Raw genomic sequence first — 14,747 nt, 5'->3', positions numbered from 1 at the left:
AAGGCCTACGATGCCTACTTCTAAATTTGTGCTCATGGTACCACCTTTTATTAACTAATTGATTTCGTTCTTTGTGAAAGTTTCCGTAGAAACTCTATCAAATAAATATTATATCATATAGACGCTATAAATTTGTACTAAAAAAGTGACACCAATAGTCACATAGGTGACTAGTAGTGTCACTAAATCCATTTACAGAAAGGTTGATAAATAATATATTGATGTCGAGACCTCTAGATGTGTCAGTTCTTGCTAATTAATATCGAGAATTGACGGTGATAACGATGGAGATCAAAGATGTATTATTTTTAATAATAAATTTTGGAATCTTAATCGCTACCATTATCATGGCGGTAAGATAGACTGACTATCTAGTACACCTAGCTTTTTACCGCTAGAATGAAAAAGGGCCTGACCCAGTAGAATCAAGCCGTTTCTTCAAATTTTTACCTATAGAAATAAGGCTGACGCTACTAAACATCTATGCTTCATTTCTTGTAACTGGTATACCATATAAGAAGACAAAATCCCACACTGAGGTGTGGGATTTTTGTTATGTGTCTTATAGAGAATGTGCTCTTAAGTCCGCAGCGGATTGTGTAGAGATCCAAGCAGGTGGAATGTCGAATACTGTGTAGCAACCTGTGCCGCCGTGTTTAGCAAGGCGGTAGATGCCACGTGCGTAAGCAACGAGGGCAGAACCTGTGAATTCAGGGTTGGAGTCAAGTTTTAAGGAGTACTCAATAACGTGACGTGTGCCATCTGTGCTTTCACCAGAGCGAAGAACGAAGCCACCATGTGGAATGCCTTTGTGGTCGCGATCGAGTTCCTCTTGGGAAATGAAATGAACTACAGTTTCGTAACCTACGAAGTAGTTTTCCATAGTTTTGATTTCGTTTTCAATTTTAGCTTTGTCTGCATCAGGAGCAGCCACTACATAACACTCGCGAAGGTGACCTTTGTAGCCATCAACATCAGGAGTTTGACCATTGCGGATTTCTTCTAAGTATTGTTCTTTAGGACAAGTGTATTGACGTGCGTCAACTACGCCTTCAAGACGACGGATTGCATCGGAGTGACCTTGAGATACGCCACGGCCCCAGAATGTGTAGGATTTGCCTTTTGGCAAGATTGCTTCTGCGTAAACACGTTGTAAGGAGAACATGCCTGGGTCCCAACCGCAAGAAATCAATGTAGCTGTTTTAGCTTCTTTAGCCACTTTGTCTACATTAGCGAAGTGTTCAGGGATACGTGCATGTGTATCGAAGGAATCAATACAGTTGAAGTATTTTGTTACCATTGGTGTTTGTTCGATAAGATCTGTTGCAGAACCGCCACAAAGAACCATAACATCGATTTTACCTTTAAAGTTAGGAATATCTTCCATCGTGTAAGTAGGTACACCAGATACAGTTTCTAGACCTTTACGGCGAGAGAAAACGCCAACGAGCTCCATATCAGGTTGTAGCTGAACGGATGCTTCTACGCCACGAGCCAAATTGCCGTAGCCAACGATACCAATACGAATATTCATATTAGCCTCCTATATAGATTGAAATATTCAATAATTAACATACTTATTATAGCATACATTTATGGTTTTTAATAATTTTCTATAGAATTTATTGTGATTGTATAGAAAAATAATTAATCTCCAAATTTAAAAAGTAATTTGTGTACAACTATATCGATACATAGCGTGTTGTTATATGGGGAAAACAAAAAATCATATGAGTAAAATTTGACACGTATACCCTCGGACTAGATACAATTAAACTAGTTACGTTTATAGTTTGATTATTAGAGGAGCTAAAAAATGAGAAGAAAATTAAATACCGCCGTTATTGCTGCATTAATCGTAACAGGTGCTAATGCTTTTACCATGGTATCAGCCACAACTGTGGAAAGTCATACAGACGGAAAATCTATTGGTCTTAATTTGTGGGGGGAAAAGAGACATTATACAGATGACTTAACTGTTAATGTATCAGGCTTAGGTGTGAATGGAACAAAATATCATAATAATGTTACAGGTATTTATGCTCTTGATGGGACACAAGTCGCTATCGATAAAAATGTAACTGTAACAGTTAAAAATCCAGCACCTGCAGAAAGTGGTGCGAAACGTAGACCTGATTTGGCACATTATTACATGAGCGGTATCTATGCTGGTTATGGTGGACTTACTAATGATGGAAATAACGATGATACTCGAATTACCGTAAAAGGAAATGCTAAAGTCGATGCTGTTGGCGTTGGTTTGCAAGCTAATAAAGATGGATATATTCGGATACTAGGTGGGGCCGATGTAAAAACATATCCTTTAGATACCTCTGATACTTACTCTGCATTATCTGAAGAAGGTTTTGTTTATGTAAATACGGGTATGGATGGCTTACATCCGGGAACTAATGATGTGAAGATGTACGGTAATATAGGATTTTTAGATAAAAACTATGGTGGCGACAAGAATCCACATAACCATGGCTCACATATTTCATTAGGCTTAACAACACCAAATTCTAAATTAATAGGTGGTGTGTTGAATGAATTTGATGAAAGCAATAATAATCCGTATCATGGTGGTTTGCGATTGTATTTACAAAATGGTGCGACCTGGCGCAATGAATGGTTAGGTGCTGAACGCGTATATCCTACGCAAGGTCGTCCAAATAATGCAAACTATTTGTACACAGGTAGTCGTGTAGAACATTTTATCGGTGGTAAGGATGCAAGTAGTCAAGGGATCATTCAACCTGTAGATGCACGACCTATTACTATTAATAATTATGCTGGCCATGCAGCTATCGATTACGAAAAAGGAGCTCCTGCAACTGCACAAGGCAAAGGCGAAGTCGTTATCAATCATGCTGATAAGGGGTCTTCTGTGACTATGCGCAGTTCTACAGATGCACTTAAAGGCTATGTAAATGTAGAAAATCCACGAGGTACTTTGCATCAGTTGGCTAATAAATTAACATACACTAGCTTTACTAAGGGTGAACGTAATTTAGATGTAAATGTTGAAGTTGATACAGGCCTTATTAGTCCGACAATTTCTACTAAGCTTGGTACAGATAGTTTCGATGTTGACGGTAAGGCTAGTGTTACGGATAAAGCGGTCGTGACAACTCGTGAAAGCGAAGTTGTATCTGGTGTTAAGAGTGCACTAGCATCCTCTATGATGCAAATGAAAGCTGATACAAATGATTTACAACGTCGCCTCGGTGATCTACGATTAAACTCCGATAAACATGGCGTTTGGGGTAAATACATTGGCGGTAAGTTTAAAATTACAGATGATGCCTATGTAAGTCAAACGTACAATATGGCTCAAGTAGGTTACGATACATTACACGGTGATTGGACCGTTGGTGGTGCGTTGTTATATGGTACAAGTAATAGTGATTATACGCTAGGTTCTGGCTCCGGTAAGACTGCTGGTTTAGCGTTATACGGTGCTAAACAATTTAATGATGGTCGTTACTTAGATGTGATTGGTAAAGTAAATCGTTTAAAAAATGATTTTACCGTACGTAATAGCTTGGGTACAACTTTGAGCGGCGATTATCGTAATACAGGCTCCTCCTTGAGCGTTGAATACGGTAAACGGATCAAGAAAGACAATAGTTTTTACATCGATCCTAACGCAGAATTGACGTTTAGTCGCTTGTCTAGTGTAAGCTTCGATGCTCGTACAAATACGGGCAGCACAGTACACATTAACTCCGATGCGGTAAATTCCGTTATTGGTCGTATCGGTGTAGGCATTGGCAAGGAAAGTAAGAACAGCAATATTTTCCTTAAAGCAGCATTAGCTCATGAATTCTCTGGTAAAATGAAATCTACTTATAGCATGGCCGGTGAGCCAACTACGGGTAGTGAAGTGAACTTGAAAGACACATGGCTTGATCTTGAGCTAGGTGGCTCATGGAGTGTACGTCCAAATACATATCTATATGGGACTTTCACTAAAAACTTTGGTGCTACCGTAGACAATTCCTATCGCATTGACGCAGGGATTCGTCATAACTTTTAATTGATGGTAAACATAGCGGAGTCAAATAATATAGGGATATTATTTGTTAGTTACTATAGGATTACCAGAATTAAACAAATTTATATGTAAGGGTATATAAAAAGACCGATTACATTCCTATTAAAGGATAGTAATCGGTCTTTTTGTTTTATATAGGTATAGAACTATTTTAAATAAGGTTTTACTTTAAATTAGGTATTCTAAATTAGATGTAATTTAAATATAGATTAATTTAGAATTCTAATGTTTTGATTCTTTCAACGGCGCGAATTGTATTTTCACGACTGCCAAAAGCAGTTAAACGAAGGTAACCCTCGCCGTGAGGACCAAAGCCGGAGCCTGGTGTAGATACGATTTGAACTTGCTTGAGCAAGATATCGAAAAAATCCCAGCTAGTCATGTTGCCAGGTGTTTTAAGCCAAATGTATGGAGCGTCAACGCCACCATATACAGTAAGGCCGATAGCTTCAAGACCTTCTTTGATGATGCGAGCATTTTCTTTGTAGTAAGCAATGTTAGCCTGTATTTGCTCACGGCCTTCGTTGGAATACACTGCTTCAGCACCACGTTGAATGATGTAAGGAACACCATTGAATTTAGTACACTGACGACGATTCCACATAGGGTTAAGAGGTTGGCGTTCGCCAGATTTAGTTTTGGCGGTTACTTCTTTAGGGATTATTGTATAAGCACAACGGGTACCTGTGAAACCAGCAGTTTTGGAGAAGGAGCGGAACTCGATAGCTACTTCGCGAGCGCCTTCAATTTCGTAGATAGATTTTACAGTGTCTTCTGTGCTGATGAAAGCTTCATAAGCAGAGTCAAACATCAAAATCGCATCGTTGTCTTTACACCACGTAACCCATTCTGCTAGAAGCGCACGGCTTAATACCGTACCTGTAGGATTGTTAGGGGAGCAAAGATATACGATATCGACTCTTTCAGACGGGAATTCTGGGGAGAAGTTATTTTCTGCAAACGTAGGGAGATATACAACTTTTTGGAAGATGCCATCTATAGCTTTTCCAGTACGACCGCCCATAACATTGGAGTCTAGATATACGGGGTACACTGGATCTGTAATAGCGATGATATTATCTTCGCTGAATAATTCTTGAATGTTGCCAACATCAGACTTCGCACCGTCAGATACGAATACTTCGTCAATTGCAATGTCCACGCCTAATGGTTTGTAATCACCATCAACGATTGCTTGGCGTAAGAAGTCATAACCTTGTTCAGGGCCGTAACCGCGGAATGTTTCTGCTTTGCCCATTTCTTGAACTGCTTTACCCATTGCATCGATGATTGCTGGAGCAAGTGGTAATGTAACATCGCCAATACCAAGACGAATAATATCTGCATCTGGATGAGTGGCTTGGTACTCATTTACCTTTTTTGCGATATTAGCAAATAGATAAGAACCTTGTAGATTTAAGTAGTTTTCATTGATATTAGCCATGGGGACTCCTTTCTGTAAGTAACTCTCTTTTATATAGTAAAGGATAAAAGGAAATATTGCAATAACTTTCTATAGAATATTGAAAGTATTTTTTAGATTATTTATTAGTTACTTTTTATACTCTGAAGCTTATATAGGGAATTTATTACTCGTAGCAAGTATTATAGTAAAAGCATTAAAAAATTTATATTATGTTTGGTTTATATTGATTTGAAGTGAATGCTTCATTATTTACCTATAAAATTTATATTGATATAATTAATTTATAGTATGAAACTAGCGGATATCGCTTATAAGTTGGTTATTCTTAGTATTGTGGATATTGTTGTTAAGGGGGAAATAGAGATGCCTGATTGTAAGCAATTTTATAACAATATTTGTAAAGAAATTAATAGGATCGATAAATTAAAAGACTTTGAAACAATATTTAGTGTTAAACAGGGCTCTGAAGACAAGCATGTAAATCTAACAGAGAAGCAAAAATTTGCGTCAAACTTTTATAAGGTACCTATTGTAAACTACAAAGGGCATATAACAGGCAAACCACAAGCAAATAATACTCGATATAGCGAAGTTATTGCAGATGAACTAGTATCAAAAGGTTACATTAAAACATGGCTCGAATTACAACCTCTAAGACCTAATCATTTTGATACAGGTCATAATCATTCTGAAAATGTAGATATGAATAAGTTGCAAATCACTAATCGAAAAGAAGAAATCTTAGCAAAACTATTATTCTATCAACGTGAGGTTAATGATTTAGGTTATATTTTTGATTATCAAACACCGTTAAAAGCGACTCAAAGCAATTCTTATGGAAAAATAGATTTATTAGGCTATAACAAAGATGATAAATGTTATTCTGTCATTGAATTGAAATATAGACCATCTGGTAGTGATGAAACTTTACTACGATGTCTCTTAGAGGCTTATACATATTACAAATTATTTGATTTGGATCAGATACAATCTGCTAAAGAGCATAAAGGTATAACTAATTTGAGAGCGTTAAAAGGTTATAAACATACTAAGAACGCTGAATTAGTAATTTTATTTGATGAGAAGTCTCGTGCTGAAGACGATGGCGGGGAGAACTCCAATTTAATGCTACGTATAGACCCAGCGGATATAGATAACGCACATTATCCATCTAAAACGGTTGAAAGCCAACAGCATAAAGAGTGTCAAGAATTACTTGATTCCGATAAACGTAATTCTTTACGAATTTTGTGTGAAACTATCTTAAAACAAGAGCCTAGTTTAAAACAAATTCGCTTTGCTGTATTGCGAGTGGATTCAAACAGTAAAAAGAATCATCTCGAAAATATAACAGGGTGGGATGCAAAATTAGATCGATTTTATCGAGCAAAAACATTGCTAACGATTTCTAGCAAAGGTTAAGTATGAATATTATTATCCATCGTGGCACCCACCAGATAGGTGGTAGTGCCGTTGAAATTAGCACAAAGACAACACGTATCATCCTTGATATGGGAGATGAGTTTAGCTTAGAGGCAGATTTTATTCCTCGCCCACTGACGATTCAGGGAGTAACTGAAGGTAGGGGGAATTGTAAGGGTGTTCTTATTTCCCACTATCACGGTGATCATCTAGGACAATTAAAAAATGTACTTTCTGAGGTTCCCATCTATATGGGGGAGCTGTCAAAAGAAATTGCTCTTATACCTGCTGAATATCAAGATAAGGAATTATATCTGAGGTTGTTGGGGGCTAATACTTTCAGTGGTGGTAAAGTAATTACTATTGGGGATATACGAATTAGACCAATTGTAATTGACCATAGTGCTGCTGATAGTTATATGTTTGTCATTGAAGCGGACGGTAAACGTATTTTATATACGGGAGATTTTAGATTACATGGTCTAAAGAGTCATTATATAGAGAGGTTAATTAAAACTTATGTTGGTCCCGTTGATGTTCTGATTACAGAGGGAACGGCACTTTCACAAAATCAATATAATACAATTAGTGAGGCTGAAGTTCTTGATGATATAAAATCTTATATTTCAGATGGTAAATACGTATTTATTATGTGCGCATCTACAAATATAGATCGAATTATGGGAATATGGCAAAATCTACCAGACGATAAGGTATTACTGTGTGATCGATATCAGAAGAGTATTCTTGATACTGTTATTGAAAGTACATATTATGATAGCACTCTATATAAACGTCATGCTAAACCTATAGTGACAGATTGTGGCGCTTATCCTGCACCATATATGCGAGATGGTTTTGTTTCTTTGATGAGATGTACAGAGTCTTATATAGATAAAATTGAAGCATTTCCTAAGGATGATGTAAGAATTGTTTATTCTATGTGGCCTGGTTATATCAAGCACAATAAACTGTTAAAAGAATTGCTTGATACTTATTCGTCGTATATATGTCACTCTAGTGGTCACATTACTCTAACTGATTTAGTAAAATTTGTGAATTTAGTTAATCCTAATATAACGATTCCTATTCATACAGAAAGTCCTGCCTATTTAGAAGAAATTTTGACTGATAGAACTATACAAGTTTTAAATGACAAAGAAGTGTTTGTTATTTAGTGTGTTTTGCTTGATTCATTTAAATTAGCCTAAGAATAAAAAGCGTAGTATTTTACTACGCTTTTTTGTTGAAAATATCAGAGACTTATATTTCTATGCATATTTTTGATATAATGAATATATATTTATTTAAGTGCGGTTTATATGAAAGTTCATATAGTTGAATATGAAAGTGGTGACTTTATGCATACGGTTAGCAATAAAGGATGGCTTTTTATTTCTATATTAAGTGCTTTGATGGCGTTTACATCGTTATCGACGGACATTTATTTACCGGCGATGCCTGCGATGGGGCGTGACCTAAATGGTGATGCGGAGCTTACGATTACTGGCTTTCTTATTGGTTTCTCTTTGGCTCAGCTTTTTTGGGGCGCCGTAAGTGATAAGATTGGACGAAAAAAACCTCTTATAATGGGCTTGGTTTTATTTATTATTGGCTCTGTAGGTTGTGCGTTGAGTACGTCAATGATGGAATTATTAGCGTGGCGTGTGTTTCAAGCTTTTGGGGCTTGTGTAGGGCCGATGTTATCACGTGCTATCATTCGCGATCTTTATGGACGGACTGAGGCTGCAAGAATGTTGTCTACCCTAGCTATCGTTATGGCTATAGCACCTATAGCAGGTCCGCTATTCGCAGGTCATTTGCTAGTGTGGTATACTTGGCATGCTATTTTCTGGCTATTAGTTTTAATTGGCGTGTTTATGTTATTAGCAGTGTTGTTATTACCTGAAACGCATCCAAAGGAAAAGCGTAGCCGAAAATCCATGAGTCATACTTATATCAATTATTGGATCCTGTTGCGCAATAAAGAGTTTATGAAATACACGCTTTGTGTTAGTGCCTTTTATATTGCCATCTATGCATTCTTGACCGGTTCACCATATGTATATATTGATGTGTTCGAGGTGCCCACAGAGTATTTTGGTTATCTGTTCTCTCTTAATATCATCGGTGTTATGCTTATGAGTGCTATCAATCGCCGTATTGTTAGTGCCATACGCCTTGATAAACTGTTACGGTATGCAACTTTATTTGCAGCTATTTGCGTAACAATTGTGATGATTTTGATGTTTATGGGATACAATTCTTTGTGGCTCATTGTAATTGGTAGTTTCTTGTTTTTCTCCATGAATGGTATTATTGCGGCCGTTACAAATGCATTAGCGTTAGAGCGGGCCGGTAAGATGGCTGGTTCTGGAGCAGCTTTACTAGGGGCCATGCAATATGGTAGCGGTATTATTTCTTCTTTGGTACTTACATTCTTGCCGAATGATTCAGCATATCCAATGATGTCTGTCATTGCTATCTTTGTAATTGTTTGTGCAATTCTAGCATTCCCTAAAGATAGACGATACGATCATTAATAATTGTGAAAGCAAGGACTCAAAATGAGTCCTTGCTTTCATCATTTTTTTAGGTTATAATAGTAAGGCTTATTGATGGTAAGCACTTCCTACCCCTATGTGTCGATAGGGGCATTAGTCCGAAAGAGGAGGTGATTTTGTATGAACAAATACGAAGTCATGTTTATTGTGAAACCAGCTGAAGAAGAAGCAACTAACGCTGTTATTGAAAAAGTAGAAGCTTTAATTGCTCGTGTAGGCGGCACAGTAGAAAAGGTAGATCGTTGGGGCAAGAAACGTCTTGCTTACGCTGTGAAGAAATTCACTGACGGTTTCTATGTATTGATTAACTTTGAAGCAGCTCCTGCTGAAATCAAAGAAATCGATCGTGTATTGAAAATCAACGATGAAGTCCTAAGACATTTAATCGTAAAACACGACGCATAATTAAAGCCTGGAGGAAAACATGAACTCTGTACAAATTCTAGGTAATTTAGCTCGTGATCCTGAAGTACGTTATACCAAAACTGGTCGTGCTGTAGCAACTTTTACAGTAGCTGCAACGAATACATATATTGATTCCACGACAAATGAGACGAAAGAACAAACTGCTTTTATCAACTGTGTTGCATGGGGCAAACTTGGTGAAGCGGCAGGCAATCTTCGTAAAGGCAGTCGTTGCTTTGTAGAAGGTCGTTTGCAAACTCGTTCCTACGAGACTCAGGATGGTCAAAAACGGTACGTTACTGAAGTGGTGGCGAACTTTGTGGGCCAATCCCTTGATATGAATACTAATTCTTTTGAAGGTGGCTCCAATTTTGATAGTTTCAGTACAGGCGGCGATGACGAAAACATCCCGTTCTAGTGTCAGGGACTCCTACTAATTCGAAAAGGAGGATTCGCAATGAGAAGAGATAGAGGCAGAAAGCCAAGAAGAAAAGTATGCGTTTTCTGTGCAGACCATATCGATCAAATCGACTATAAAGATGTTGCTAAACTTCGTCGTTTTACGACTGAACGCGGTAAAATCTTACCTCGTCGTATTTCCGGTACTTGCGCAAAACATCAACGCAAATTAACTACAGCTATCAAACGTGCACGTGCAATCGCTTTATTGCCATTCACTGCTGAATAATTGATGAATCAAGGCGGTACAACCAATTGGTTGTACCGCCTTTTTGCGTTTTTGGGGGAGGGAATATAATACTAATAATTTTATTTCTCCTAATGAATGATACATTGTAATTAAGAATTAACCATAGTTGTGAGGGATATAGTCTATAGAGCTCAAAAGGCCTGCGTGTTATGCGTTGTGAGCATAATATGATTTATAACTTTAACTCCCTTAGTAAATAGGCATATTCATTGAGTGTAATAAATATTCAAGAAATTAGATATAAAAATATATCTTATAAATTTATAATAACGCCATAAAAAACGGAGTTTATATGCCTAATCTATATAAGTGAATTAATCAACCTAATGTATATGCTCATAAAAACTTATAGGTTTTATACTATAATAAAAGTATATACATATTTACTGTAAAGTTCAGTGAAAGGTGGTAAGTACATGGGATTTTTGAAAAAAGATATATCCCGTCGCCAGTTTATTGGTGGTGCTTTAGCTTTAGCGGCGGCCTCAGCGGTACCTTCGTTTATACGTGGTGCCTACAAGCCAACGCAGTCTGACTCCCTTCAAGTGTGGACTTGTGGTGGGTTATCGGAAGCATTTCTTGATTTGAATCAGGTCTATACGATGCACACAGGGCATAATATCCAGTACACTGGTGCCTTTGCAGGGGCTATTGGCAAATCTTTGTTGGCAGAAAAAAGTCGCACCGAAATCTTTGGAGCTCGCGGATTAGAGTTAGCAAAAAATATGCGCAAAAAAGGGATAAGTATCGCTTTTGAGCCGCTATGTTTTACAGACTACGTCATAGTCACACCTAAAGGTAATCCTGCCGGTATTCGTGATCTTAAGGATATGGCGGAGCCCGGTGTACGCGTCATGTTGCCGTTGGGGGCATCTCCTCCAGGTAGTGCATCTGTAAAGGGCGTCATGAAACTGTCTGGGTTAACCGATGGCATCATGAAAAACTTGATAGCAGAAAATGCTTGTGTTATCTCCATGATGTGTGATCTCGTAGAAGGCAAGGCCGATGTGTCCATCATTGAAAAACGCCTTACCACACATGATCGGTTTAAGGATCGTATCGAATATTTCGATATACCTGCACAGTTTGTGCCGCCTGCACCGCTGACTTTTACTATTAATACAATGAAATATGTACAAGATCGTGTGTTGGCTGCCGACTATATTGAATTTACACGGTCCCAAGAAGGACAACAAATCTTAGAAAATCACGGATTCACATCCGTTCATAGTGCGAGAGGTCTCGATTTGATAGAAAGGTTTGGTGTAAAAGATGTGTAATCAATGTCCGTCATCTACAACCTGTGGAACTCAAGTCAGTTCTGGTGTATCTGGGAAACAAGCCCCTAAGAATTTAACGCTTTGGCGTCGGATCGTACAGTTTATCTTTCTCTTTATTATGGGGAAATGGGTGTACTTTGGTGTATTCCGTTGTCCTTACATTGTTCCCTTTGTGAGCTGTGAAAGTTGCTCTATGATTTCTTGCTGGGGTCGCATCACGACGTACTTTTATGCGTGGTGGATTATCTTGCCGATTATGGTCGTATTCTTTGGACGTGCTTTCTGTAGCTGGTTCTGTCCAAGTGGTTGGGTTAACCAAATGCTCGGAAAAATATCTATGGGGCCACTAAGAAATCATAAAAACTATATGCATTTCCTTCAACTCGGCATGGTAGCAACTATAATTTTAGGGCTCGTAGTATATTTTAAATTTGGTAATCCCCGCATTATGATCCCAATTCGGACGAGCGATGAATACTTTAATGCTGTTATTTTATCCATGCAGTTTTCCGAATGGTATTGGGCGGCTCGTACTATAACCGTAGTTTCAATTATTGCTGGTTCTCTTATTATCGCCAATGCTTGGTGTCGCTTTGTATGTCCTTTTGGGGGCGTCATGGAATTGCTTCGCAAGATTTCTATTTTTAGAATTTATAAAACGAAAGATTGTGACAATTGTGATGCATGCTTGCGCGTATGTGAAATGGGAACACGACCAAATGAAATGAATTGTACCAATTGTGGTGACTGCTTGCATGTGTGCCATAAGGATGCCATTAGATTTGGTCGGAAAGGTTAGCTATGAAAGAGATTCAAGGACAAAGTTTCCTACAAAACCATCCGTGTTACAACAAGGATGCTTCTGCTAATTGGGGCCGTTTACATTTACCAGTAGCTCCCAATTGTAATATTCAGTGTAATTATTGTAATCGTATGTATGATTGCGCGAATGAAAATAGACCTGGTGTAACGCAACATGTATATACGCCACAAGAGGCAGCGGCTTTTGTACGCAAGGTATTTGAAGCTCGTCAAGATATTTCCGTAGTAGGCATTGCAGGACCAGGGGATCCTATGTGTGATGCGGATAAGACACTTGAAACGTTCCGACTTGTGAAAAACGACTTCCCTCATGTCATGCTATGTTTATCTAGTAATGGATTGGCAGTACCTGATTACATTGATGAAATTGCTGATTTAGGGATTACACATGTAACGATTACGGCTAATGCCATCGATCCAGAAGTTGCAAAAAATGTATATGCTATGGTTCGTTACGATGGAAAAATCTACAAAGGTATCGAAGGGGCGCGTATTCTATTAGAACGTCAGGCTGAAAGTATCCGCAAATTAAAGGAAAAGAATATTATTGTTAAGATTAATACGGTAGTAGTGCCTGATGTAAACATGGATCATGTGCCAGCGATAGCGAAACAAGCGGAAACATGGGGTGTAGATTTGATGAACTGTATTGCTATGATTCCGGTTCATGATACGGCCTTTGAAAATCATCGTAGTCCAACATCAGAGGAAATCGATAATATGCGTCAATTTATTGGTCATTACGTACCGCAAATGACACATTGTAAGCGTTGTCGTGCTGATGCTATTGGTCGATTGTGTGAAGCATAAAAGGCTATATACTTAAAATATATAGCCTCAACAGTAGTTTTTGATTATTAGATCTTATTTGCTATTGTTGTTAACGCAGATAATGCAGTTTCAATATCCTCCATTGTATTAGCATAGCCAAAGGAAAAGCGCACGGTTCCTTCAGGATAAGTACCTAAAGTTTGATGTGCTCGTGGTGCACAGTGGAGTCCAACGCGCGTCATGATGTGGTAGGTTGATTCTAGTTCGTAAGCAACGCTCGCAGCATCAGCTCCATCAATTGTGATCGAGACGACAGCAGTTCGGTCCTGAACATCTTGCTTGCCAATGATGTTAATGCCATCTATCGGTCGTAAGCCTTTGAGGAAGGCTTTTGTCAATGCGAGCTCGTGGTTGTGAATGCTTTCCATATCCTTCGACTCAATAAAGGTGAGACCTTCGTTGAGGCCTATGATACCTGGTAGGTTTAATGTGCCTGATTCAAAGGCGTCGGGCATATTAGTAGGCATTGTTTCCAAATGTGAGAAACTACCTGTACCACCAGCAATAAGAGGGGTTAAGGTTTGAGCCATTTCTTTGGTCAAGATCATGCCACCAATACCTTGGGGTCCCAATAATCCTTTGTGACCTGTAAAGCAGAGGGCATCTATTTGAGATTCTTTTACATCGATAGGTATGACACCAGCCGTCTGTGCTGCGTCTACAATAAAATGTAGATTATGCTCTTTGCAGAGTATACCGATTTCTTTAATGGGTTGTATGGTTCCACATACATTGGATGCATGATTAATGATTATAGCCACTGTATTTGGGCGAATGAGTGACTCAATAGCGTCTAATTTGATAGAACCTGTAGTATCACAAGGGGTAGTGTCAAAGGTAATACCTTCATTGAGTAGCTGTGTGAGCGGTCTCATAACAGCATTATGCTCCATAGAGCTAATCAGTACATGGTCTCCTGCTTTCAATAGCCCCTTGATAACCATGTTTAAACTCATCGTCACATTTTGAGTAAAGATGACATGAGAAGGATCGTGGCCGTTAAATAAGCTGTTTAATCGCTGTCGTGTTGTATAGATAATATCCTCTACATCATAGGCGAGAGCATAGGAGCCACGGTTGATATTGATGCCTCTATTTGTTATATAGTCTGACATAGCACTAGCCACAGTTGGTGCCTTTGGAAATGTGGTACTAGCATTGTCTAAATAGATAGATTTCATAGGTAATCTCCATGAATAACAAGGTGTATTTATGGTTATTATATCATGAG

Annotated in this window: 13 protein-coding genes; 10 read left to right on the top strand and 3 right to left on the bottom strand. The window is 38.3% G+C overall.

Annotation, left to right across the window (positions count from 1 at the left end; translation table 11 throughout):
- Positions 1-562: 562 nt before the first annotated feature.
- The gene (locus tag Q0507_RS02540) at positions 563-1,534 is read right to left on the bottom strand and encodes a diaminopimelate dehydrogenase (RefSeq protein WP_298711910.1); all 972 of its coding nucleotides are present in this window, start codon (positions 1,532-1,534) and stop codon (positions 563-565) included.
- A gap of 282 nt (positions 1,535-1,816) precedes the next feature.
- Between Q0507_RS02540 and Q0507_RS02535 the strand changes: the two genes are divergently transcribed.
- Positions 1,817-4,039 carry an autotransporter outer membrane beta-barrel domain-containing protein gene (locus Q0507_RS02535; RefSeq protein ID WP_298711907.1) on the top strand — a complete coding sequence of 741 codons (2,223 nt, stop codon included), beginning with the start codon at positions 1,817-1,819 and terminating at the stop codon, positions 4,037-4,039.
- 232 nt (positions 4,040-4,271) lie between these two features.
- Here Q0507_RS02535 and Q0507_RS02530 read toward each other — a convergent pair whose 3' ends face one another.
- Positions 4,272-5,501: an LL-diaminopimelate aminotransferase gene (locus tag Q0507_RS02530; protein ID WP_298711903.1), complete on the bottom strand. Its 1,230-nt coding sequence runs from the start codon at positions 5,499-5,501 to the stop codon at positions 4,272-4,274.
- 345 nt (positions 5,502-5,846) lie between these two features.
- On the opposite strand from Q0507_RS02530, the gene Q0507_RS02525 reads away from it, so the two are divergent.
- From Q0507_RS02525 to Q0507_RS02485, 9 genes are all read left to right on the top strand, one after another.
- A complete protein-coding gene (locus Q0507_RS02525; RefSeq protein ID WP_298711900.1) occupies positions 5,847-6,905 on the top strand; it encodes a hypothetical protein in 1,059 nt (352 codons plus the stop codon).
- Between the two features lie 2 nt (positions 6,906-6,907).
- Positions 6,908-8,083: an MBL fold metallo-hydrolase gene (locus tag Q0507_RS02520; protein ID WP_298711896.1), complete on the top strand. Its 1,176-nt coding sequence runs from the start codon at positions 6,908-6,910 to the stop codon at positions 8,081-8,083.
- A 183-nt stretch (positions 8,084-8,266) separates the two neighbouring features.
- On the top strand, positions 8,267-9,448 hold the full coding sequence (locus Q0507_RS02515; protein WP_367268439.1) for a multidrug effflux MFS transporter: 1,182 nt from the start codon (positions 8,267-8,269) through the stop codon (positions 9,446-9,448).
- Positions 9,449-9,589: 141 nt separating this feature from the next.
- Positions 9,590-9,874 (top strand): 30S ribosomal protein S6, encoded by a 285-nt coding sequence (gene rpsF / locus Q0507_RS02510; RefSeq protein WP_298711891.1) that lies wholly within the window; start codon positions 9,590-9,592, stop codon positions 9,872-9,874.
- A gap of 19 nt (positions 9,875-9,893) precedes the next feature.
- Positions 9,894-10,292: a single-stranded DNA-binding protein gene (locus Q0507_RS02505; protein WP_004693797.1), complete on the top strand. Its 399-nt coding sequence runs from the start codon at positions 9,894-9,896 to the stop codon at positions 10,290-10,292.
- Between the two features lie 39 nt (positions 10,293-10,331).
- Positions 10,332-10,562, top strand: a complete 231-nt coding sequence (gene rpsR, locus Q0507_RS02500; RefSeq protein WP_004697977.1) for a 30S ribosomal protein S18 — start codon at positions 10,332-10,334, stop codon at positions 10,560-10,562.
- A 437-nt stretch (positions 10,563-10,999) separates the two neighbouring features.
- On the top strand, positions 11,000-11,863 hold the full coding sequence (locus tag Q0507_RS02495; protein ID WP_298711887.1) for a substrate-binding domain-containing protein: 864 nt from the start codon (positions 11,000-11,002) through the stop codon (positions 11,861-11,863).
- Entirely contained in the window at positions 11,856-12,662 is an 807-nt protein-coding gene (locus Q0507_RS02490) for a 4Fe-4S binding protein (protein WP_298711884.1), read from the top strand. The genes Q0507_RS02495 and Q0507_RS02490 overlap by 8 nt, the downstream gene beginning before the upstream one ends.
- A 2-nt stretch (positions 12,663-12,664) precedes the next feature.
- Positions 12,665-13,495, top strand: coding sequence for a radical SAM protein (locus Q0507_RS02485; RefSeq protein WP_298711881.1), 831 nt, complete (start codon positions 12,665-12,667; stop codon positions 13,493-13,495).
- A 47-nt stretch (positions 13,496-13,542) separates the two neighbouring features.
- On the opposite strand, the gene Q0507_RS02480 is transcribed toward Q0507_RS02485, so the two are convergent.
- Complete coding sequence (locus tag Q0507_RS02480) at positions 13,543-14,697, bottom strand: aminotransferase class V-fold PLP-dependent enzyme (protein ID WP_298711878.1); 1,155 nt, start codon at positions 14,695-14,697, stop codon at positions 13,543-13,545.
- Between the last annotated feature and the right edge of the window lie 50 nt (positions 14,698-14,747).

This window comes from uncultured Veillonella sp., from assembly GCF_938010505.1.
In the GTDB taxonomy this organism is placed as follows: domain Bacteria; phylum Bacillota; class Negativicutes; order Veillonellales; family Veillonellaceae; genus Veillonella.
This window is presented reverse-complemented; position numbering and strand designations above follow the sequence as displayed.

What these genes read in the sequence shown, in the direction of transcription:
- Q0507_RS02495 (WP_298711887.1), top strand. Translation starts at nt 11,000, where the DNA reads ATGGGATTTTTGAAAAAAGATATATCCCGTCGCCAGTTTATTGGTGGT.
- Q0507_RS02535 (WP_298711907.1), top strand. Translation starts at nt 1,817, where the DNA reads ATGAGAAGAAAATTAAATACCGCCGTTATTGCTGCATTAATCGTAACA.
- Q0507_RS02520 (WP_298711896.1), top strand. Translation starts at nt 6,908, where the DNA reads ATGAATATTATTATCCATCGTGGCACCCACCAGATAGGTGGTAGTGCC.
- Q0507_RS02515 (WP_367268439.1), top strand. Translation starts at nt 8,267, where the DNA reads ATGCATACGGTTAGCAATAAAGGATGGCTTTTTATTTCTATATTAAGT.
- Q0507_RS02540 (WP_298711910.1), bottom strand. Translation starts at nt 1,534, where the DNA reads ATGAATATTCGTATTGGTATCGTTGGCTACGGCAATTTGGCTCGTGGC.
- Q0507_RS02490 (WP_298711884.1), top strand. Translation starts at nt 11,856, where the DNA reads ATGTGTAATCAATGTCCGTCATCTACAACCTGTGGAACTCAAGTCAGT.
- Q0507_RS02525 (WP_298711900.1), top strand. Translation starts at nt 5,847, where the DNA reads ATGCCTGATTGTAAGCAATTTTATAACAATATTTGTAAAGAAATTAAT.
- rpsR (WP_004697977.1), top strand. Translation starts at nt 10,332, where the DNA reads ATGAGAAGAGATAGAGGCAGAAAGCCAAGAAGAAAAGTATGCGTTTTC.
- rpsF (WP_298711891.1), top strand. Translation starts at nt 9,590, where the DNA reads ATGAACAAATACGAAGTCATGTTTATTGTGAAACCAGCTGAAGAAGAA.
- Q0507_RS02530 (WP_298711903.1), bottom strand. Translation starts at nt 5,501, where the DNA reads ATGGCTAATATCAATGAAAACTACTTAAATCTACAAGGTTCTTATCTA.
- Q0507_RS02505 (WP_004693797.1), top strand. Translation starts at nt 9,894, where the DNA reads ATGAACTCTGTACAAATTCTAGGTAATTTAGCTCGTGATCCTGAAGTA.
- Q0507_RS02480 (WP_298711878.1), bottom strand. Translation starts at nt 14,697, where the DNA reads ATGAAATCTATCTATTTAGACAATGCTAGTACCACATTTCCAAAGGCA.
- Q0507_RS02485 (WP_298711881.1), top strand. Translation starts at nt 12,665, where the DNA reads ATGAAAGAGATTCAAGGACAAAGTTTCCTACAAAACCATCCGTGTTAC.